This is a genomic window from Pseudomonas sp. B1-22 (genome assembly GCF_050474425.1).
Classification (GTDB): domain Bacteria; phylum Pseudomonadota; class Gammaproteobacteria; order Pseudomonadales; family Pseudomonadaceae; genus Pseudomonas.
Genome location: NZ_JBCHVH010000003.1, coordinates 737,142 through 757,652, shown reverse-complemented (window position 1 = coordinate 757,652; position 20,511 = coordinate 737,142). Strand labels below are relative to the sequence as shown.

Annotated in this window: 16 protein-coding genes; 8 read left to right on the top strand and 8 right to left on the bottom strand. The window is 63.8% G+C overall.

All coding sequences use genetic code 11. From position 1 onward, the window contains the following. Positions 1 to 88: 88 nt before the first annotated feature. From ACQ5BL_RS15425 to ACQ5BL_RS15390, 8 genes are all read left to right on the top strand, one after another. A complete protein-coding gene (locus ACQ5BL_RS15425) occupies positions 89 to 1,180 on the top strand; it encodes a DJ-1/PfpI family protein (protein WP_243804640.1) in 1,092 nt (363 codons plus the stop codon). A 63-nt stretch (positions 1,181 to 1,243) separates the two neighbouring features. Beyond that, entirely contained in the window at positions 1,244 to 3,181 is a 1,938-nt protein-coding gene (gene acs / locus ACQ5BL_RS15420) for an acetate--CoA ligase (RefSeq protein WP_243804639.1), read from the top strand. Positions 3,182 to 3,261: 80 nt separating this feature from the next. Beyond that, the gene (locus ACQ5BL_RS15415) at positions 3,262 to 4,140 is read left to right on the top strand and encodes an oxygenase MpaB family protein (RefSeq protein WP_243804638.1); all 879 of its coding nucleotides are present in this window, start codon (positions 3,262 to 3,264) and stop codon (positions 4,138 to 4,140) included. A gap of 193 nt (positions 4,141 to 4,333) precedes the next feature. Beyond that, positions 4,334 to 4,948 carry a response regulator transcription factor gene (locus ACQ5BL_RS15410; RefSeq protein WP_207882757.1) on the top strand — a complete coding sequence of 205 codons (615 nt, stop codon included), beginning with the start codon at positions 4,334 to 4,336 and terminating at the stop codon, positions 4,946 to 4,948. A gap of 99 nt (positions 4,949 to 5,047) precedes the next feature. Then, entirely contained in the window at positions 5,048 to 8,131 is a 3,084-nt protein-coding gene (locus ACQ5BL_RS15405) for a DUF748 domain-containing protein (protein ID WP_243804636.1), read from the top strand. Positions 8,132 to 8,142: 11 nt separating this feature from the next. Then, positions 8,143 to 8,427, top strand: coding sequence for a DUF2845 domain-containing protein (locus ACQ5BL_RS15400; protein ID WP_207882754.1), 285 nt, complete (start codon positions 8,143 to 8,145; stop codon positions 8,425 to 8,427). After that, entirely contained in the window at positions 8,424 to 8,738 is a 315-nt protein-coding gene (locus ACQ5BL_RS15395) for a DUF2845 domain-containing protein (RefSeq protein ID WP_243434423.1), read from the top strand. Before ACQ5BL_RS15400 ends, ACQ5BL_RS15395 begins: the two co-directional genes overlap by 4 nt. A 57-nt stretch (positions 8,739 to 8,795) precedes the next feature. Further along, positions 8,796 to 10,259, top strand: coding sequence for a rhomboid family intramembrane serine protease (locus ACQ5BL_RS15390; protein ID WP_430293178.1), 1,464 nt, complete (start codon positions 8,796 to 8,798; stop codon positions 10,257 to 10,259). A 58-nt stretch (positions 10,260 to 10,317) separates the two neighbouring features. Here the strand turns inward: ACQ5BL_RS15390 and ACQ5BL_RS15385 are convergent, their stop codons facing one another. From ACQ5BL_RS15385 to nusA, 8 genes are all read right to left on the bottom strand, one after another. Further along, entirely contained in the window at positions 10,318 to 10,668 is a 351-nt protein-coding gene (locus tag ACQ5BL_RS15385) for a BON domain-containing protein (RefSeq protein ID WP_207882750.1), read from the bottom strand. 186 nt (positions 10,669 to 10,854) lie between these two features. Then, the gene (locus ACQ5BL_RS15380) at positions 10,855 to 12,270 is read right to left on the bottom strand and encodes a hypothetical protein (RefSeq protein WP_243804633.1); all 1,416 of its coding nucleotides are present in this window, start codon (positions 12,268 to 12,270) and stop codon (positions 10,855 to 10,857) included. 93 nt (positions 12,271 to 12,363) lie between these two features. Beyond that, on the bottom strand, positions 12,364 to 14,469 hold the full coding sequence (pnp, locus tag ACQ5BL_RS15375; protein WP_243804631.1) for a polyribonucleotide nucleotidyltransferase: 2,106 nt from the start codon (positions 14,467 to 14,469) through the stop codon (positions 12,364 to 12,366). 169 nt (positions 14,470 to 14,638) lie between these two features. Further along, complete coding sequence (gene rpsO / locus ACQ5BL_RS15370) at positions 14,639 to 14,908, bottom strand: 30S ribosomal protein S15 (protein ID WP_017518939.1); 270 nt, start codon at positions 14,906 to 14,908, stop codon at positions 14,639 to 14,641. Between the two features lie 98 nt (positions 14,909 to 15,006). After that, entirely contained in the window at positions 15,007 to 15,921 is a 915-nt protein-coding gene (truB, locus tag ACQ5BL_RS15365) for a tRNA pseudouridine(55) synthase TruB (RefSeq protein WP_243804630.1), read from the bottom strand. 3 nt (positions 15,922 to 15,924) lie between these two features. Continuing rightward, on the bottom strand, positions 15,925 to 16,314 hold the full coding sequence (rbfA, locus tag ACQ5BL_RS15360) for a 30S ribosome-binding factor RbfA (RefSeq protein WP_207882733.1): 390 nt from the start codon (positions 16,312 to 16,314) through the stop codon (positions 15,925 to 15,927). Positions 16,315 to 16,420: 106 nt separating this feature from the next. Further along, positions 16,421 to 18,961, bottom strand: coding sequence for a translation initiation factor IF-2 (gene infB / locus ACQ5BL_RS15355; RefSeq protein ID WP_243804629.1), 2,541 nt, complete (start codon positions 18,959 to 18,961; stop codon positions 16,421 to 16,423). 27 nt (positions 18,962 to 18,988) lie between these two features. Then, on the bottom strand, positions 18,989 to 20,470 hold the full coding sequence (nusA, locus tag ACQ5BL_RS15350; protein WP_015478930.1) for a transcription termination factor NusA: 1,482 nt from the start codon (positions 20,468 to 20,470) through the stop codon (positions 18,989 to 18,991). Between the last annotated feature and the right edge of the window lie 41 nt (positions 20,471 to 20,511).

Genomic DNA, 20,511 nt, shown 5'->3' with positions numbered 1-20,511 from the left:
GGAGGGCGACTGGCAGATATTCATCCATTACTGTCATAAGTGACAGCCAGCCCATCGGCAAGCTGGAAATCCCATTCCGGAGATGACCATGCGAGCCTCCCTGCTTTCGCTGATCCTGCTGCTCATGGGCAACACCCTGCTCGCGGCAGAAGACACGCTTCCCCGCTACCAACCGCGCATGGGCCGGGAACGACCGGTCATCGCCGTCATCGCCCAGAACCGCATGACCGAGCTGGTGGACTACGTGGTGCCACTGGGCGTCCTGCGCCGCTCCGGCGTGGCCGATGTATGGGCGCTATCGATCGAGCCCGGTCCGGTGCGACTGATGCCGGCCCTGACGCTCCAGCCACAGGCCACCCCGGAAGCTTTCAGCAGGCGTTATCCACAGGGCGCCGACTACCTGATCGTCCCCGCCGTGCATGACAGCGAAGACGCCGCGCTGCTTGCCTTCATCCAGGACCAGGCGGCGAAAGGCGCTACCGTCGTCGGCATCTGCGACGGTGTGCTGGTGCTCGCTCATGCAGGCCTGCTGCAGGGTCGACGCGCCACCGGCCACTGGTACTCGCGCGGCCAGCGGCAGGGTGACTTTCCCGATGTGCAGTGGCAGGAGAACCGTCGCTACGTGGTCGACGCCAGAGTGATGAGCACCTCCGGTGTCACCGCCGCGCTCCCTGCATCCTTGGCACTGGTGGAAGCCATCGCCGGAACCGCGAGGGCTGCGGCGCTGGCAGAAGAGCTGGGTGTAAAGGACTGGTCCCCGCGGCACGACAGCCGGCGCTTCGCTCTCGGTGTGGACGGCTATCTGACCGCCGTTTCCAACTACCTCGCCATGTGGCGCCATGAGCGCTTCGCCGTCCCTCTGCAGCCAGGTTTCGATGAAGTCAGCCTGGCCCTTCGCGTGGATGCCTGGGCTCGAACCTTCCGCACCGAGGTGGTGGCCGAAGCCGAGCAGCCCGTCACCAGCGCCAGCGGCCTGATGTTCCTGCCCGACGCTACGCAAGACCTTCCCAGGCTGCCGCTACCCGCGAGTAATGCCGCGCAGGGCCTGGAACAGGCGCTCGACGCCATTGCCTGCCGCTATGGTCAGTCCACCCGCCAGTTGGTCGCCGACCAGCTGGAGTACAGCGCGTCGGAACGATCCACCGCGCCGACGCGTCGAAACTGCATGGTCAACCCTTGAACCCGCCAGGCCTTGGATGCACCCTTGTGGGCATCTCGCCTCACACAACAACAAGGATTTCCCATGTACGAGATCAGCCTTCATCCTGTCCCGGAGGCCGTACGCCAGCGTGCCTACCTCGACAACGACGCCTACCAGCGCCTCTACCAGCAGTCGGTAGACGACCCGGAAGCCTTCTGGGGCGAACAGGCCAAGGCCTTCCTCGACTGGTTCAAGCCCTGGCACTCGGTGCACCACGGCGACCTGGCGAAGGGCCAGGCCACCTGGTTCAAGGGCGGCCAGCTCAACGTCACCTACAACTGCATCGACCGCCACCTGGAAACCCGTGGAGAACAGGTCGCGATCATCTGGGAAGGCGATAACCCCGCCGAATCCGCGCACATCACCTACCGCAAGCTGCACAGCCATGTCTGCCGCCTGGCCAACGTGCTCAAGAGCCGTGGCGTGGAGAAAGGCGACCGGGTGTGCATCTACATGCCGATGATCCCCGAGGCCGCCTACGCGATGCTCGCCTGCGCGCGTATCGGTGCGATCCACTCGGTGGTGTTCGGCGGCTTCTCCCCCGACGCCCTGCGCGACCGCATCCTCGATGCCGATTGCCGCGTGGTGATCACCGCCGATGAAGGCGTGCGCGGCGGCAAGTACATCCCGCTCAAACAGAACGTGGAAAAGGCCCTGAAGGACTGCCCGAACGTCTCCAGCGTGGTGGTGGTCGAGCGTACCCAGGGCGAGATCCCGTGGGTGGAAGGCCGCGACATCTGGTACCACGAGGCCCTGCGCGGCGCCAGCGAGGACTGCGCCCCGGAGCCGATGGACGCGGAGGACCCGCTGTTCATCCTCTACACCTCCGGCTCCACCGGCAAACCCAAGGGCGTGCTGCACACTACCGGCGGCTACCTGCTCGGCGCGGCAATGACCCACAAGTACGTATTCGATTACCACGACGGCGACATCTACTGGTGCACCGCGGACGTGGGCTGGGTCACCGGCCACAGCTACATCGTCTATGGTCCGCTGGCCAACGGCGCCACCACCCTGATGTTCGAGGGCGTGCCGAACTACCCGGATGCCTCGCGCTTCTGGCAGGTGATCGACAAGCACCAGGTGAACATCTTCTATACCGCCCCGACCGCCATCCGCGCGCTGATGCGCGAAGGCGAGGAACCGGTCAGGAAGACCTCGCGCAGCAGCCTGCGCCTGCTCGGTTCGGTGGGCGAGCCGATCAACCCGGAAGCCTGGGAGTGGTATTACAACGTGGTCGGCGAGAAGCGCTGCCCCATCGTCGATACCTGGTGGCAGACCGAGACCGGCAGCATCCTGATCAGCCCGCTGCCCGGCGCCACCGCGCTCAAGCCCGGCTCGGCGACCCGTCCGTTCTTCGGCGTGCAGCCGGTGCTGCTCGATGAGCAGGGCAAGGAAATCGACGGTCCCGGCTCCGGCGTACTGGCCGTCAAGGCCAGTTGGCCGAGCCAGATCCGCAGCGTCTATGGCGATCATCAGCGGATGATCGATACCTACTTCAAGCCCTACCCCGGCTACTACTTCACCGGCGACGGCGCGCGCCGCGACGAGGACGGCTATTACTGGATCACCGGCCGCGTGGACGACGTGATCAACGTGTCCGGCCACCGCATCGGCACCGCCGAGGTAGAAAGCGCACTGGTGCTGCACGACTCGGTGGCTGAAGCCGCGGTGGTCGGCTATCCGCACGACCTCAAGGGCCAGGGCATCTATGCCTTCGTCACCCCGATGAATGGCATCCAGCCCAGCGATGCGCTCAAGCAGGAACTGCTGTCGCTGGTGAGCAAGGAAATCGGCAGCTTCGCCAAACCGGAGATGATCCAGTGGGCGCCCGGCCTGCCGAAGACCCGCTCGGGCAAGATCATGCGCCGCATCCTGCGCAAGATCGCCTGCAACGAGCTGGAGAACCTCGGCGATACCTCCACCCTGGCCGACCCCAGCGTGGTGCAAGGGCTCATCGACAACCGCCTGAATCGTTGATCCCGCTTCAGGCCCCGAGGGCAAGCCGTTAGGGTTAACCTACAGACCTGACGTACTTGCCCCGAGGCCTGTCTGCCGCAATGGAAACCGTTCGCCGCCATATCGAAAGCCAGGTGCTCAGCCTGACCGGCCTCGCCCTGGGCGGGATCGACTTCGAGTCGCCCAAGGGCGATCCGGGCCTGTTCGGTCCGGACTCGATCTGCTGGAAAGTCCACGGCGACTTCAGCTCGATGCTGATCGGCGGCATCACCGCCCTGCTCCTGCAGATGCTGCATCCCGGCGCGCTGGGTGGCGTCTGGGACCACTCCAACTTCCGCAGCGACATGCTCGGCCGCCTGCGGCGCACCGGCCAGTTCATCTCCGCCACCACCTATGGTTCGCGGGCAGACGCGGACAAACTCATCGAGCGCGTGCGGCGCATCCACGACAGCGTCCAGGGCACGCTCCCCGATGGCACCCGCTACTCGGCCAACGACCCGGACCTGCTCACCTGGGTCCATGTCGCCGAGGTCAGCAGTTTCCTCGCCTCCCACCTGCGCTATCTCAATCCCAATCTGTCCGGCGAGGATCAGGACCGCTACTACGACGAGATCGCCCTGATCGCCGAGCGGCTCGGTGCGCGCGATGTGCCACGTTCCCGTGCGCAAGTGACCGCCTACCTGCAGCGCATGCGGCCGCAACTGCGCTACGACGAGCGCACCCGGGAAGTCGTGCAGGTGCTGTTCAACGCGCCCGCACCCAGCTTCCTGGCCAAGCCCTTCGGCGCCCTGATGATGCGCGCCGGTGTCGACCTGCTGCCGGAGTGGGCTGCCGACCAGCTCGGCCTGAGCCAGGGCCACCTGCAGCGCCAGCTGATCCGCAGCAGCGTCAAACGCAGTGTGCCGCTGCTGCGCTGGGCCGTACGCAACGGCTCGCTGCACCGGGCCCGTCGACGCATGGGCTTGCCAGCACCGCGCTGACCCGGCCCTTCATAGGCAGAGTTCCCCTTGTAGGGCAAGTCTCTGCTCCCGCGTCCTGCGGCATGGAATCGATACTTGACCCCGAGCATGGTTTTCGCTGGGAGCCTAGGATTTTTCCGTGCGGCCATGAACATTTGGGCTATCTTCAAGCTCAATTCGCGCCAGTTGCCACACTCAGGGAGTGAAATTACCTATGAAGAAGCGTGTCGTGCTGATCGAAGATCACCCAGCGATGCGTTTGGCGATCCGCTCGCTACTCGGGCAGGACTCGCAGTTCGAAGTCGTTCGTGAAGCCGCCGATGGCCATGGGGGCCTGGATGCCGTACGCAAGGAGCGTCCGGACCTGGTGATCCTCGACCTCAACCTGCCGGGCATGGACGGCCTCGACCTCCTCGCACGCATTCACATCTTCGATGAGAACATCCGCCTGCTGGTGCTCAGCTCCCAGGACGAAAGACTGTACTCGAGCAAGGTAGAGGCGGCGGGAGCGCATGGCTTCGTCAGCAAGAACAATGACACCAGCGCCATACTCAACGCGGCGCGCATGCTGGTTTCCGGTTACCGCTGCTTCCCGGAAAAATCGCTCAACATCGCCAGCCATACCGACCCCGTCGCCAGCCTCACCCCGCGTGAACTGGTCGTATTGCGCAGCCTCGTGCGCGGCATGAGCAACAAGGACATCGCCGAGGAGCTGTTCCTCAGCCAGAAGACCGTCAGCACCTACAAGACCCGCATCCTGGAGAAGCTCAACCTGGAAAGCGTGGTGGACCTGGTTGAGTTCGCCCGCACCCATCGCCTCAACGACTGATTCGCGCGCGAACAACGCCCGGTAGGGCATTCGTGTGATCGCAAACGCTCAGCCGTGCCATACTTCAACGGCACGTCACGACGGAAAACGACACCCGCCATGCCCAAAGGATTGATACGCGCAATCGGCGCACTGTTGCTGCTGTTCCTCTTCTACTGCCTGCTGGGCTTCCTGATCCTTCCCGGGGTCGCCCTGCGTGTGGTCAATCAGCAGTTGGCCCAGTATGCGAACATTCCAGCGCACCTGGAACGCATCGAACTCAACCCGTTCAGCCTCGAACTGACCCTCTGGGGGCTTCAGTTGGGCCAGAGCGGCGACGAGCAGGTGCGCTTCAAGCGCCTGTACGTCAACCTCGAAGCCGACAGCCTGTGGAAGCGCCATCTGCACCTGGCAGACGTCGAACTGGATGCAGTGCACACGGAGCTGCTGTTCGCCGAAAACGGCACGCTGAACCTGACCCAGCTGTTCAAGCTGCCGCCGAGCGAGCCCGCTCCGGCACAGGAAGAGCCCAGCCAACCCTTCCCCTTGCTGATCGATCGCATCCGCCTGGCCGAAGGCAGCCTGCACTTCCGCGACAGTCGTCCGAGCGAGCCGGTCGAATTCCTGTTCAACCCGATGAACTTCGAGCTGGACCATCTCAGCACACTGCCGGACGACGATGCCAAGGCCAACCTGGTGGCTATCGGCCCCCACGGCGGCAAGCTCGATTGGGAGGGCAACCTGAGCCTGGTTCCGCTGGCCTCCAAGGGCACCTTCTCGCTCCAGGGCGTCCCCCTCAAGGCGTGGTGGCCCTATGTTCGGGACAACACCCCGCTGAACCTTGATAGCGGCACTCTCGGCGTCGCCTCCGAGTACCATCTGGATCTGTCCAAGGGCACCCAATTACTGCTCGACAAGGCAGCCGTGAACCTGCGCGATCTCAGCCTCAAATCGCCCGACGGCAAGCCGCTGGCCAAGCTCGCCAGCCTGGACGTCAGCGAAACCAGCATGGATCTGGTCAAGCGCGAAGTGGTTGTCGGGCAGATTCACAGCCAGGGCCTGGAAGCCTGGGCCGCGCGGGAAAAGGACGGGCAGCTGGACTGGCAAAAGCTGTTCGCCAACTTCCACCCCTACAAGCGTCCGCAGGAACCGGTCCCCCAGGCCGACAGCGCACCGCCGCCTCAGAACACCGAGTCGCCCGCCGAGGCCAAGGCAACTGCACCCAACACAGGGAAGCCGGCTGAGGCGACCGCCAAAGCGCCGGTAGAGGCCGCCCCCACAACGGCTCAACCCTCCCAGACTCCGCCCCCTGCCGCCGAGCCTGCCAAACCGGCCCCAGCCGCCGAACCTGAAAAGGCCTGGCACGTGGTGCTGCGCGATACCCAATTGCGTGGCTACAAGGCCCACCTGGCCGATCGCGCGCCGGCCAAGCCGGTGGCACTGGAAGTCGGCCCACTGGACCTCGACCTGCAGAACATCGACAGCCGGCTCACCTCGCCCCTGCAGCTCAAGCTCAAGACCGGCCTCGGCCAACGCGGTCAGGTCGAAGCCAGCGGCCAGGTCAACCTCAGCCCGGTCAATGCCAAGCTGAAAGTCGCCACCCGCGACATCGACCTGCGCATCGCCCAGGCCTACCTCGATCCGTTCATTCGCCTGGAGTTGCGCAGCGGCTTCCTCGCCAGCGACCTCAATGTCGACCTGAAGAGCACCGAACCGCTGGCCTTCGGCATCGACGGCAGCGCCCAGGTCACCCAGTTGCACACCCTGGACACCATCAAGGATCGCGACTTCGTAAAATGGACCAAGCTCACGCTGGACGGCCTGGCCTACCGCCATGGCGACAGCCTGGCAATCCAGAGCGTGTCGCTCGAAGAGCCCTACGCCCGCTTCATCATCAACGAAGACCGCACCACCAACGTCAGCGAGCTGATCATCCCGCAGCCTGCCTCGGCTCCGAGTTCGACCGGCAAATCAGGCAGCACGGGCAGCGCTGCCGGCAAGCCGATGGGTATCCACATCGGTGGCGTGAAGGTGAACAACGGTTCGGCCAACTTCGCCGACCTGACCCTGCGTCCGGACTTCGCCACAGCCATCCAGCAACTGAGCGGGGAAATCGGCACCCTCGACAACCGCAACCCGCAACCCGCCTCGGTGGACATCAAGGGCAAGGTCGACAAGTACGCGCCGGTTACCATCAAGGGCAGTCTGAACCCCTTCTCGCCGCTGGAGAAACTGGACATCGCCACCAGCTTCAAGCGCGTCGAGCTGACCACCTTGACACCCTATTCAGGCAAGTTCGCCGGCTACCGCATCCGCAAGGGGCGGCTGAACCTGGACCTGCACTACCAGATCACTCAGGGCAAGCTCAAAGCCGACAACAAGGTGCTGGTGGAACACCTGCAACTGGGCGAGAAGGTCGACAGCCCGGACGCCGTGGACCTGCCGGTGAAGCTGGCGGTCGCCCTGCTCAAGGACGCCAACGGCAACATCGATATCCAGCTGCCGGTGGAAGGCGACCTGAACAACCCGCAGTTCAGCGTCATGCCCATCGTCTGGCAAACCCTGCGCAACCTGGTGATCCGCGCGGTCCAGGCGCCCTTCAAGTTCATTGCGGGCCTGGCTGGCGGCGAAGGTCCCGACCTCAGCAACGTGACCTTCGCCCCGGGCTCCAGTGAGCTGGACCCGGAGGCACAGGCCAACCTGGACAAGCTGGCCGACGCGCTCAAGCAGCGCCCGGCGCTCAAGCTCGAGGTCGAAGGCGTCAGCGCGGCGGCCAGCGACGGCCCGCTGCTGGCCAGGAAGCGTCTGCAGGAGGAATACCGCAAGAACTACTACAGCATGCTGCAACGTCGCGGCGAGAAGGTGCCCAGCGACGCCAGCAAGCTGGAAGTCCCGGAAGACGTGCAACCCGCCCTGCTGGAAGGGATCTACCGTACCCGCCTGAAGAAACAGCCGCCGGCTGAATGGAAGGACCTGAGCCAGGCCGACCGCACCGTGAAGCTGGAGCAGGCGGTGCTGGCCTCCTGGAGCGACAGCCAGCTGCTGCTGCGCAAGCTCGGCCAGGAGCGCGCCACCCAGATCAAGGACTATCTGGTGTCCAAGGGCGGCCTCGGCGACGACCGCGTCTATCTGATCGACGTCAGCCTCGGCGAGGCGGAGAATGGTGGCAACGTGGCTACCCAGCTCCACCTGGACAGTGAATGAGGAATCGCACCATGAAAGCCCTCGCGGCCTGCACACTGCTGCTCTGCGCCGCCACCGCGCAGGCCGAGAGCATGCGGTGCGGCAGTGCCCTGGTCAACGCGGGCGACCGCGCCTGGGAAGTCGAGCAGAAGTGCGGCGCGCCTGAGCATCGCGATGAGGTCGGTTACTCCCTCGGCAGTTACGACAATCGCGAGTACCGCATTGAGGAATGGGTCTACGGGCCGCGCAACGGCACGACCTATATCCTCACCTTCGAAGCCAACCGGCTCAAGACCATCGAGTTCAAGCGCAATTGACCCCATGCATTAACCTGCGCCCGGCGCTGCTGGTGCTCCTGCTGCTCGCCGGGCAGTCCGAAGCCGCCAGCCTGCGTTGCAACAGCAAGCTGATCAGCACCGGCAACCTCACCAGCGAGGTGCTCGATCGCTGCGGCCCCCCTGTCGACCGCTCGTTCCTCGGCTACAAGGAAGTGGTCGGCGACTGGGGCCAGCGCAACGAAGTCGCTGTGGAGGAATGGATCTACGGCCCCTGGAACGGCATGGTTTATTTCGTGCGCTTCGAGGGCAACCGCCTGACCACCATCCAGAGCAAACGCAGCGGCAACTGACATCCCCGCCTGAGCAGTGCTAGCCTGCAGCCTCTTCGCGCCAAGGACCGGTCGCCCATGCTCATCGTCCCCGCTGAACACCCGCTGGACTGGAAGAAGCCTCCAGTCGTCACGCTGCTGCTTATCCTGCTCAACGTCCTGATCTACTTCGGCTACCAGAGTGGCGATGACCAGCGGCGCGAGCAGGCCATCCAGGTCTATCTCGATCAGGACCTGCTGAGCCGCGAGCGACCGCTGTTCAGTGCTGCCCTGGAGCGTCGCGAGCGCATCCAGCCGGATCAACGCCAGGCGCTGGAAGCCCTGCCTCGCACGCAACTCGCCTGGCTCATCCTCAGCGACCTCGAATTCGGCCACGACCTGCGCAGCCTGCCGGCCTACGAACAAGACCGCGCCTGGCAAGCCGCCCGTGGAAAGGCGGAAAGCGCAAGGGACCGCCTGAGCAGCCTGCGCTTCGGCTTCGTACCGGCGCGCTTCACCGTCGAAGGGCTGTTCGGCTCGATGTTCCTCCATGGCGACTTCTGGCACCTGGCCGGCAACATGGTGTTCCTGTTCCTCTTCGGCTTCGCCCTGGAAATCGCCCTGGGCCGCTGGATGTACCTGGGCCTGTACCTGTTCTGCGGACTCTGCTCGGGGCTGCTCTGGTGGGCACTGGACCCGGCCTGGGTGCCGGGCATCGGCGCCTCGGGCGCGATCTCCGGGCTGATGGGCATGTACATCGGCGTCTATGGGCTGCGGCGCATCCGCTTCTTCTATTGGCTCGGCCCCCTGATTGGTTACTTCAGTGCGCCGGCGTTGTGGATACTGCCGCTGTGGCTGGGCAAGGAATTGTTCGGGTTGCTGCGCGCCGCGGATCACGTCAATTACTACGCGCACATCGGCGGCCTGGTGTCGGGATTCATCGCCGTCTGGCTGCCGCGCCAGCTGGGTGGATTGAAAGTCGATCATGCTTACCTCGCCAAGGAAGACCCCGACGCCCCGTTCAAGCGCGCCCTGAACAGCCTCGACGAACAGATCGGCCGATTCGCGCTTGACCAGGCAGCAGTGCGGGGAAGCGAACTGCTCGACCTCTACCCTGGCCGCCTTCCATTGATCGAACGCCTCTATGGAGTCGCCAGGGCACGCCAGGACCGCGCCTTGATGGGGCCCGTGCTCAAGCAACTTTTCGCCCTGCCCCGCAGCCAGGAGACCGATGCACTGGTTCGCCGGCTGGCCGACGAGAGCGACACGAACGACCCGAACCTGCTGAGCCATCCGGCCATCCAATTGCACCTGCTGCGCAAACTGCTGCAACTCGATGAGCCAACCCGTGCGCTGGGCTGTTGGCGCAGGCTGGTTGCGTCCGGACAACGGCCAGAACAATTGCCGGCGCTGACCCTCCAGCTGGCCAAGCGCCTGAACCCGCGACAGGACGCCCGAAGCATTGCCGAGATGACGCACTTCCTGCGTCGGCACTTTCCCGATGCCGACCCGACCCGGCAGATCCTTCTCTACCAGCAACATCTGGCCCCTCGCACGCCCTGAATGAAAAAGCCCCGCCATGACGAGCATGGCGGGGCTTCGATCGACGCAGGCCGTGCGCCTAGTCCACCGCCTTCAGTCCGTCGGCGGAAACGGCTTTCACACCCTTGATGTCCTGGGCTGTCTTGATGGCCAGTTGGCGTTCAGCGTCGGTCTTGACGTTACCGGAAAGGGAAACCACACCCTGGTTGGTTTCGACCTTGATGTTGGTGGCGCCGATGTCCTTGTTGGCGATCAGCATGGATTTCACCTTGCTGGTGATCCAGGTGTCGGAAACCGCCTGTTCGGTCTTCTGAACCGTATCGTTCGCGGCCAGCGTCGTCGGCTGGGCGAACACCGAGTTGGCGAACGAGAAGCTCAGGGCGGTTGCTGTGGCGGCGGCAAGGGCCAGTTTGCTGAAGCGATGTTTCATGGCGGTCTCTCCTGATGGTTGAAGACTGCTGCCTCCTCCTGGCGGCAGTTGCATCAGGAGTCTCGCAAGCGCCGTGCCAGCCTCAGCGAGACATTAAATTCGATAAAAATCAGATAGTTATAAAAATCAGCATTATGCAGATTGCATAGTCAGCCCAGGACCGCCATGCAACTTGCACGGCGGTACTCAGGCACTTTTACCAAGACTCGCCAGTACGGCTTCCAACTGCACGACCTCACTCATCCGCTCGAACAGCGGATAGCGCTGGCGGATGAATGCCAGCAGTTGTCGAGCCGGTTCGACCTGCCCAAGCGCTTCGGAGAAGCCCCGCGCCGCCAGCAGATAGGCACTCGGGATGCCTGGGTAGTCCGGAAAGCGCTTGTGCAGATTGCGCAGCAGGCTCAGGGCCTCTCGCGCCTTGTGCCGCTCCAGCAGCAGTTCGGCGATGCGCTCGCACACCAGCGGATCGTCCGGCAGATAATCCGCCTGCAGTTGGCGGGCATTGAGGAACGCCGTGACGGCCAAGGGCGTATTCAGGCGAACCGCCAGCGGCAGGTAATGAGGCAGATGCTTCAGGAACTCGCTGCGCGCATTCAACGAGAACAGCAACTGGTGATAGCGCTCGTTCAGCTTGAGGTCCTGCGCGCCTTCGCGCAGTGCCTCCTGCAATATCTCCAGCGCGGCGCCACCCTGCCCTTCCTTGACCCGGATCTCGGCCTCGGCCAGTGCCTTGCGACGACGCCACTCCGGCGCAGGGAAACCTGCAGGCGCATCGTCACCGGCGGCCACATAGCCCAGTTCGCCCTGATACTGGAACACCGCATAGCCCATCATGGCGCACATCACCACGCCGAAGTAACCGCTGAGCAGGGCCACCACCGGCACCATCACCACCCGGGGCAGGCCCTGGGCCAGGAACCAGCCGACATAGCTGGGCGACTGCCAGAGGATGAACAGGAACACACAGAGGATCAGGTAGCGCCAGCCCATGGCGCTCATGACCTGGCCGATTTCCGCCGGGCTCAGCGCCGAGCCAAGGCTCTTGTCCAGCGACAGGCGGATGATGCTCGCCGGCAGCGCCAGCATGAGGGCGATATTGACGCCCCAGTAGATCGCCTCGCTGTGGAAGTCCTCCGCCAGCCACAGCAACACCAGCACAATGACGAACACCGCCAACTGTTGAAAGAATGTCTGCAAACTCTCCAGGCGGAAGGCTTCGACCAGGCTCGGAGCCTCCTGGCCGCCGAAACTGGCTGTCTCGATCACGCTATGCAGGTATTTGGTCGCCACCGCGAACAGCGCCAGCCAGAGCAGCAGAACGCCAGGCATGAACACGCACGCCAACGCCAGCAACGCGGCAAAGGCCAGAGGGCCACGTTGCAGGCCATAGGCGAAGAAGCGCGGCAGGCGCTCCCAGAACGGCTGGGCGGTGTTGGCGGCGCCGAGATAGCGCAACGCACCCCGGCACAGTGGGCAGGCCGGCGCGTATTCCGGCGCATCGGAGTTCAGCGGTACGCAACAATCCCCGTAATGACGCTCGCATGGCGGGCAATGCCAGGTCGCGGGCTGGGCACTGTGGTAGTGGCAATGACGCTTGTCCATCTCGGGCATCCTTGGTACGAGATCGGCGAATGGCGCATTCTCAAGGCAAAAAAAGAGGGCCCGCAAGGGGCCCTCTTCTCTTTCACCGGTTGCTTACACGCCAGAGGCTTCAGCAGCGGCTACGTCCTTGATGGACAGCTTGATGCGGCCACGGTTGTCCACGTCGAGAACCAGGACTTTGACTTCCTGGCCTTCCTGCAGAACGTCGGTGACCTTGTCGATGCGCTTGTCGCTGATCTGCGAGATGTGCACCAGACCATCCTTGCCCGGCAGGATGTTGACGAAGGCACCGAAGTCCACGATGCGCTCGACCTTGCCGACGTAGATCTTGCCGATCTCGGCTTCCGCGGTGATACCCAGGACGCGCTGCTTGGCGGCCTCGGCAGCTTCCTTGGTTTCGCCGTAGATCTTCACGCTGCCATCGTCCTCGATGTCGATCGAGGCCTTGGTCTCTTCGCAGATGCTGCGAATGGTGGCGCCGCCCTTGCCGATGACGTCGCGGATCTTGTCGGTGTCGATCTTCATCTGGATCATGGTCGGCGCGTTTTCCGACAGCTCGGCGCGCGGAGCGGCGATGATCTGGTTCATCTGACCGAGGATGTTCAGGCGAGCTTCCAGGGCCTGGCCCAGGGCGATCTCCATGATCTCTTCGGTGATGCCGTTGATCTTGATGTCCATCTGCAGGGCGGTAACGCCCTTGTCGGTACCGGCAACCTTGAAGTCCATGTCGCCCAGGTGGTCTTCGTCACCCAGGATGTCGGTCAGGATGGCGAACTTGTCACCTTCCTTCACCAGACCCATGGCGATACCGGCAACCGGCGCCTTGACCGGAACACCGGCGTCCATCAGAGCCAGGGAAGCGCCGCAGACCGAAGCCATGGAGCTGGAACCGTTGGACTCGGTGATCTCGGAAACCACGCGAATGGTATAGGGGAACTCGTCCTGGCTCGGCAGCATGGCAGCGACGCTGCGACGGGCCAGACGGCCGTGGCCGATTTCACGACGGCCCGCGCTGCCCATGCGGCCACACTCGCCTACCGAGAACGGCGGGAAGTTGTAGTGCAGCATGAAGGGGTCTTTGCGCTCGCCTTCGAGGGTGTCCAGCAGCTGGGCATCGCGGGCGGTGCCGAGGGTGGCAACGACCAGGGCCTGGGTTTCGCCACGGGTGAACAGCGCCGAGCCGTGGGTCTTGCCCAGTACGCCGACTTCGATCTTCAGCGGGCGAACGGTGCGGGTGTCGCGGCCGTCGATACGCGGTTTACCGTTGACGATGTTTTCGCGAACGGTGCGGTACTCCAGCAGGCCGAAGACTTCTTTGACTTCACTCGCGGAGAACTGGCCTTCGCCTTCGCCGGCGAACTTGGCGACGATCTGCTCGCGCAGGGCGTCCAGGGCCGCGTAACGGTCCTGCTTGACGGTAACGGTGTAGGCCTCGGAGATGGCAGCACCGAACTCGGCCTTGATGGTGTTGACCAGGGCGGTGTTCTCGACCGGCGCGGTCCAGTTCCAGCTCGGCTTGCCGGCTTCGGTTGCGAGTTCGGCAACGGCACGGATAACGGCCTGGAATTCTTCGTGGGCGTACAGAACGGCGCCCAGCATCTGGTCTTCGGTCAGCTCGTCGGCTTCGGATTCAACCATCAGCACGGCATCGGAGGTACCGGCCACGACCATGTCGAGGCTGGAGCTCTGCTGCTGCTCGTAGGTCGGGTTGAGGATGTAGCCGATTTCCGGGTGGAAGCCAACGCGGGCAGCGCCGATCGGGCCGGCAAACGGAATGCCGGAGATCGCCAGGGCGGCGGAGGTGCCGATCATGGCAGCGATGTCCGGATCGGACTTCTTGTTGGTGGAAACGACGGTGCAGACAACCTGCACTTCGTTCATGAAGCCTTCCGGGAACAGCGGGCGGATCGGACGGTCGATCAGGCGCGAGGTCAGGGTTTCCTTCTCGGAAGGACGGCCTTCACGCTTGAAGAAACCACCGGGGATGCGGCCAGCTGCGTAGGTCTTCTCCTGGTAGTGCACGGAGAGCGGGAAGAAGCCCTTGCCCGGGTCGGCCTGCTTGGCGCCGACAACGGTGCACAGCACGGTGACGTCGTCCATGGTGACCAGGACGGCACCGGTGGCCTGGCGGGCAATGCGGCCAGTCTCGAGGGTTACGGTCGACTGACCGAACTGGAATTTCTTGATTACCGGGTTCACGGTTTCTCTACCTTCTCTTTAGTTGCCTTGGGGGAAATCGTGGAAATGCCGGGAGTCGGACCCGAATTCATTCCCTATAAAAGCGAGAAAGCCGGGAGCCAGAGCCGTTGAGCGGTATGAACCGCTCAACGACTCCGGACTCCCAGCTTCCCACTTCAGGCTTGCCGTCTTAGCGACGCAGACCCAGGCGACCGATCAGGGCGCTGTAACGAGAGGTGTCCTTGCTCTTCAGGTAGTCCAGCAGCTTACGACGCTGGTTAACCATACGGATCAGGCCACGACGGGAGTGGTGGTCTTTGCCGTTGGCCTTGAAGTGGTCCTGCAGCTTGTTGATGTTGGCGGACAGCAGTGCAACCTGCACTTCCGGGGAACCGGTGTCGCCTTCAGCTTGCTTGTACTCGTTAACGATCTGGGCTTTTTCTTGGACGCTCAGTGCCATGATGGGGCTTCCTCTGAGGTAACAGGCCAGGGACTTCTCCCTGTGTTCATAGTAAGAGGAGTGACCGTGCCTGCTGACAGCCACCCTCGGTTTCGGCCTTAAGACCGAATCAGTCGACGCGGCGCCAAGCGCCCGTCTTCGGTCACTTCACCGATACCGATGAAACGACCTTCGTGATCCTGCACCCGCAACATGCCGAACTTCGGCATCTCGGGAGCGCGCACCGGCTGCCCGTGCAGCCAGTAGTAGGCGCTGTGCTCGGAAAGCTGCAGCAGCGGCCAGTGCTCCAGGCCGGCGTCCACCGGCAGCAGGAAGCGGTCGAGGGCTTCGTTGCCGCCCTCGGCATGGATTTTCTCGAGTTCTTCCAGCGTCACCGACTGGTTCAGCTGGAACGGCCCGGCCTGAGTCCGGCGCAGGGCGGCGACGTGAGCGCCACACCCAAGCTCGCGGCCGATATCTTCGACCAGGGTGCGAACGTAGGTGCCCTTGCTGCAGGAAACGGCCAGCGTCGCACAGGGCGACTCGAAGGCGAGCAAATCCAGGCGCGCAATAGTAACAGAACGCGCCTCGCGCTCCACTACCTCTCCTGCACGCGCCAGCTTGTACAGCGGCTGGCCATCCTTCTTCAGGGCCGAATACATCGGCGGCACCTGCTCTATGTCGCCACGGAAGCGCGGCAACACGGCCTCGACGGCTTCCCGACCGACGGTCACCTCGCACTGATCGACCACTTCGCCCTCAGCATCGCCGGTGGTGGTGGTAACGCCCAGCTGGGCAACGGTCTCGTAGGCCTTGTCGGCGTCGAGCAGGTACTGGGAGAACTTGGTCGCCTCGCCGAAGCACAGCGGCAGCACGCCGGTGGCCAGGGGATCGAGGCTACCGGTGTGACCGGCCTTCTCGGCGTTGAGCAGCCAGCGCACCTTCTGCAGGGCCTGGTTGGAGCTCATGCCGCGCGGCTTGTCGAGCACCAGCACGCCGTTGACCGCACGGCGGATTCGTTTTACCTGGGCCACGCCTTACTCCTCGGAGTCGCCGCCGTGGCGGCGATCTTCGGCTACCGCCCGCTCGATCAGCGCCGACAGCTCGGCGCCACGGCGGATGCTGGCGTCGTAGCTGAAGTGCAGTTGCGGCACGGTGCGCAGCTTCATTGCCTTGCCCAGCTGCATCCGCAGGAAGCCCGCGGCATCGTTGAGGATGCTGGTGTTCTGCTTCACAACCTCGGCGTTATCGTCCTGGCCCATCACGGTGACGAACACCTTGGCATGGGACAGATCGCGCGCCACGTCGACGCCGGTGATGGTCACCAGACCCAGGCGAGGGTCCTTGATTTCACGCTGGATCAGCAGCGCCAGTTCGCGCTGCATCTGGTCGCCGATACGCTGGGTACGGCTGTACTCTTTAGCCATTTTCCTAACCTGCTTACCCGAGCCGAAAGGCTCCGGGCCTGAAAGCGGCAAACGCCCGGGGCAGTTTTCAAACTGGCCCGGGCGCTGCGTTCACGCTCGAATACCCTTACAGAGTACGAGCGACTTCGACCTTCTCGAACACTTCGATCTTGTCGCCGACGCGGACGTCGTTGTAGCTCTTCACGCCGATACCGCATTCCATGCCGGCACGGACTTCGGCGACGTCGTCCTTGAAGCGACGCAGGGATTCCAGTTCGCCTTCGAAGATCACCACGTCGTCGCGCAGTACGCGGATCGGACGGTTGCGGTGTACCAGACCCTCGGTGACCATGCAGCCGGCGACCGCGCCAAACTTCGGCGAACGGAACACGTCACGCACTTCGGCGATACCCAGAATGTTCTCGCGAACATCGCTGCCGAGCATGCCGGTCAGGGCTTTCTTGACGTCTTCGATGATGTCGTAGATCACGTTGTAGTAACGCATGTCGAGGCCTTCGGACTCGACGATCTTGCGCGCACCCGCGTCAGCACGGACGTTGAAGCCGAACAGCACCGCGTTGGAGGCCAGCGCCAGGTTGGCATCGGACTCGGTGATACCACCGACGCCGCCGCCGACCACGCGAACCTGCACTTCGTCGTTGCCCAGGCCAACCAGCGAGCCCTGCAGGGCTTCCAGAGAACCACGAACGTCGGCCTTGAGGACGATGTTGAGGGTCTTCTTCTCGTCCTGGCCCATGCTCTCGAAGATGTTCTCGAGCTTGGCGGACTGCTGGCGAGCCAGTTTGACTTCGCGGAACTTGCCCTGACGGAACAGAGCGACTTCGCGGGCCTTCTTCTCGTCGGCGACCACAGTCATCTCGTCACCGGAATCCGGGGTGCCATCAAGGCCCAGGATCTCGACCGGAATGGACGGACCGGCTTCCTTGATCGGCTTGCCGTTCTCGTCGAGCATCGCACGGACGCGGCCGTAGTTGACGCCGACCAGGACCATGTCGCCCTGACGCAGGGTACCGTCCTGGACCAGCACGGTGGCTACCGGGCCACGGCCCTTGTCCAGGCGGGACTCGACCACCACGCCACGGCCCGGGGCCGACGGAGTGGCTTTGAGTTCCAGTACTTCAGCCTGCAGCAGCACGGCTTCGAGCAGCTCGTCGACGCCGGTACCCATCTTGGCGGATACGTGGACGAAGGGAGCATCGCCGCCCCACTCTTCCGGGATCACATCCAGAGCGGCCAGGCCGTTCTTGATGTTGTCCGGGTTGGCGTCCGGCTTGTCGATCTTGTTCACCGCGACCACGATCGGCACGCCAGCCGCTTTCGCGTGCTGCACGGCTTCCTGGGTCTGCGGCATCACGCCGTCGTCCGCCGCCACCACGAGGATGACGATGTCGGTCGCCTGGGCACCACGGGCACGCATCGCGGTGAACGCGGCGTGGCCGGGGGTGTCGAGGAAGGTGACCATGCCGCGGTCGGTTTCCACGTGGTAGGCGCCGATGTGCTGGGTGATGCCGCCGGCTTCGCCCGCAGCCACCTTGGCACGACGGATGTAGTCGAGCAGCGAGGTCTTGCCGTGGTCGACGTGACCCATCACGGTCACTACCGGTGCACGCGGTACGGCTTCGCCTTCGAACTTCAGGGACTCGGCCAGCTGTTCTTCCAACGCGTTCTCGCTGACCAGCTTGACCTTGTGGCCGAACTCTTCAGCTACCAGTTGGGCAGTTTCCTGGTCGAGCACCTGGTTGATGGTGACCGGGCTGCCCATCTTGAACATGAACTTGACGACATCGGCGCCCTTGACCGCCATCTGCTGAGCGAGCTCAGCCACGGTAATGGTCTCGCCGATACTGACTTCGCGCACAATCGGTCCTGTCGGGCTCTGGAACCCGTGCTGGTTACGCTTCTTGAGCTTAGCCTTGCCACGACCACCGCCGCGACGACCGAAACTGTCCTCGTCGTCGACGCCTGCGCGGACGACGCGTGGAGCGCTGGTCTTTTCCTTTTCCTTGATCGACGGGCGATGCTGGGCATGCTTGCGATCACGGCGCTCGTCCTCGTCGTCGCGCTTGGGCACACGACGCGGCTCTTCCTTCTTGCGGTCATCCGCGGCCGGAGCCGGGGCTGCTGCAACGGCGGCAGCCGGAGCCGCTGCCGGAGCGGCGGCACGCGGGGCTTCCGCAGCGGCCGACGGGGCGGCGACTGCAGCAGTCTCGCTAGCCTGACGGGCAGCTTCGGCCTGACGGCGGGCGTCCTCGGCAGCGGCGCGCTGACGGGCCTCTTCCTCGGCCTTCAGACGAGCAGCTTCCTCGGCGGCACGCTGCTCTTCCAGCTCGCGCTGGCGCTCGGCCTCGAGCTCAGCGGGGTCACGCTTGACGTAGGTTTTCTTCTTGCGAACCTCGACGCTGACGGTCTTGCTGCCAGCGACTTTCAAGGTCGAGGTGGTCTTGCGTTGCAGGGTGATCTTGCGCGGCTCTTCCGCGCGCTCACCATGGCTGCCTTTCAGATGGGCCAGCAGCGCTTGCTTCTCGCTGTCGGTTACCACCTGCTCGGCATTGCTATGCGGCAGACCGGCTTCGCGCATCTGCTGCAGCAGGCGTTCTACCGGCGTATCGACCGTCTTGGCCAGTTCTTTCACCGTGACTTGCGTCATGCACTTCTCTCCTCAGGCCGCGAATGCTTACTCGAACCAATGGGCCCGGGCGGCCATGATCAACTTGCCGGCACGCTCTTCGTCCATGCCGTCGATGTCGAGCAGATCGTCAATCGATTGCTCGGCCAGATCTTCACGGGTGGTTACGCCACGCAGCGCCAGATCCACCGCCAGCTCTTTGGTCATCCCATCGAGGCTGAGCAGGTCTTCGGCCGGTTGTGCGTCGGCAAGTTTCTCTTCGGTGGCGATGGCTTTGGTCAGCAGGCGATCCTTGGCGCGCGAGCGCAGCTCATTGACGATGTCCTCGTCGAAGCCGTCGATGCTGAGCATCTCTTCCATCGGTACGTAGGCGATTTCTTCCAGGGTGGTGAAACCTTCTTCCACCAGTACCTGGGCCAGTTCCTCGTCGACATCCAGCTCGTCGACGAAACGCTGCAGGATGTCGCCAGTCTCAGCCTGCTGTTTGGCCTGGATATCGGCCTCGGTCATCACGTTCAGGGTCCAGCCGGTGAGTTGGCTGGCCAGACGTACGTTCTGACCGCTGCGCCCGATAGCCTGGGCCAGGTTGTCTTCAGCGACGGCGATATCCATGGTGTGGGTATCTTCGTCGACGATGATCGCCGCCACTTCGGCCGGAGCCATGGCGTTGATCACAAATTGCGCGGGGTTGTCGTCCCACAGGACGATGTCCACTCGCTCGCCGCCCAGCTCGCCGGAGACGGCCTGGACGCGGGAACCGCGCATACCGATGCAGGCGCCCTGCGGATCGATACGCTTGTCCTTGGAACGGACGGCGATCTTGGCGCGCGAGCCCGGATCACGAGCGGCGGCCATCACGTCGATCAGCTGCTCGGCGATTTCCGGCACTTCGATGCGGAACAGCTCGATCAGCATTTCCGGTGCAGTACGCGACAGGACCAGCTGCGGACCACGGTTCTCGCTGCGGATTTCCTTGAGCAGGGCACGCACGCGGGTGCCGACGCGGAAGGTTTCGCGCGGGATGATCTGGTCGCGGGCCAGCAGCGCTTCGGCGTTGTTGCCCAGATCGACGATCACGTTATCGCGAGTGACCTTCTTGACGGTGCCGGAGATGATCTCGTTGACCTTTTCGCGGTAGGCGTCGACCACCTGTGCGCGCTCGGCCTCGCGGACCTTCTGCACAATGACCTGCTTGGCGGTCTGCGCGGCGATACGACCGAACTCGATGGACTCGATCTTCTCTTCGATGACCTCGCCGGCCTTCATGCCGGGGTGCTCTTCCTGCACGTCTTCGACGGTCAGTTCCGATGCCGGATTGGAGTAGTCCTCGTCCTCGACGATGGTCCAGCGACGGAAAGTTTCGTAGTTGCCGTTGGCGCGGTTGATCTCCACACGCAGGTCAACCTCGTCCTCGAAACGCTTTTTGGTCGCGGTCGCCAGGGCCAGCTCCAGCGCTTCGAAAATCACGCCAGGCGGTACACCCTTCTCGTTGGATACCGACTCAACAACCAGCAGTACTTCTTTGCTCATCGTACGCCTCGCCTTTCAATCCATTGGAATCCGCGCTCTGG

What these genes read in the sequence shown, in the direction of transcription:
- nusA (WP_015478930.1), bottom strand. Translation starts at nt 20,470, where the DNA reads ATGAGCAAAGAAGTACTGCTGGTTGTTGAGTCGGTATCCAACGAGAAG.
- rpsO (WP_017518939.1), bottom strand. Translation starts at nt 14,908, where the DNA reads ATGGCACTGAGCGTCCAAGAAAAAGCCCAGATCGTTAACGAGTACAAG.
- ACQ5BL_RS15405 (WP_243804636.1), top strand. Translation starts at nt 5,048, where the DNA reads ATGCCCAAAGGATTGATACGCGCAATCGGCGCACTGTTGCTGCTGTTC.
- ACQ5BL_RS15400 (WP_207882754.1), top strand. Translation starts at nt 8,143, where the DNA reads ATGAAAGCCCTCGCGGCCTGCACACTGCTGCTCTGCGCCGCCACCGCG.
- acs (WP_243804639.1), top strand. Translation starts at nt 1,244, where the DNA reads ATGTACGAGATCAGCCTTCATCCTGTCCCGGAGGCCGTACGCCAGCGT.
- ACQ5BL_RS15410 (WP_207882757.1), top strand. Translation starts at nt 4,334, where the DNA reads ATGAAGAAGCGTGTCGTGCTGATCGAAGATCACCCAGCGATGCGTTTG.
- ACQ5BL_RS15415 (WP_243804638.1), top strand. Translation starts at nt 3,262, where the DNA reads ATGGAAACCGTTCGCCGCCATATCGAAAGCCAGGTGCTCAGCCTGACC.
- ACQ5BL_RS15385 (WP_207882750.1), bottom strand. Translation starts at nt 10,668, where the DNA reads ATGAAACATCGCTTCAGCAAACTGGCCCTTGCCGCCGCCACAGCAACC.
- infB (WP_243804629.1), bottom strand. Translation starts at nt 18,961, where the DNA reads ATGACGCAAGTCACGGTGAAAGAACTGGCCAAGACGGTCGATACGCCG.
- ACQ5BL_RS15390 (WP_430293178.1), top strand. Translation starts at nt 8,796, where the DNA reads ATGCTCATCGTCCCCGCTGAACACCCGCTGGACTGGAAGAAGCCTCCA.
- ACQ5BL_RS15380 (WP_243804633.1), bottom strand. Translation starts at nt 12,270, where the DNA reads ATGGACAAGCGTCATTGCCACTACCACAGTGCCCAGCCCGCGACCTGG.
- ACQ5BL_RS15425 (WP_243804640.1), top strand. Translation starts at nt 89, where the DNA reads ATGCGAGCCTCCCTGCTTTCGCTGATCCTGCTGCTCATGGGCAACACC.
- rbfA (WP_207882733.1), bottom strand. Translation starts at nt 16,314, where the DNA reads ATGGCTAAAGAGTACAGCCGTACCCAGCGTATCGGCGACCAGATGCAG.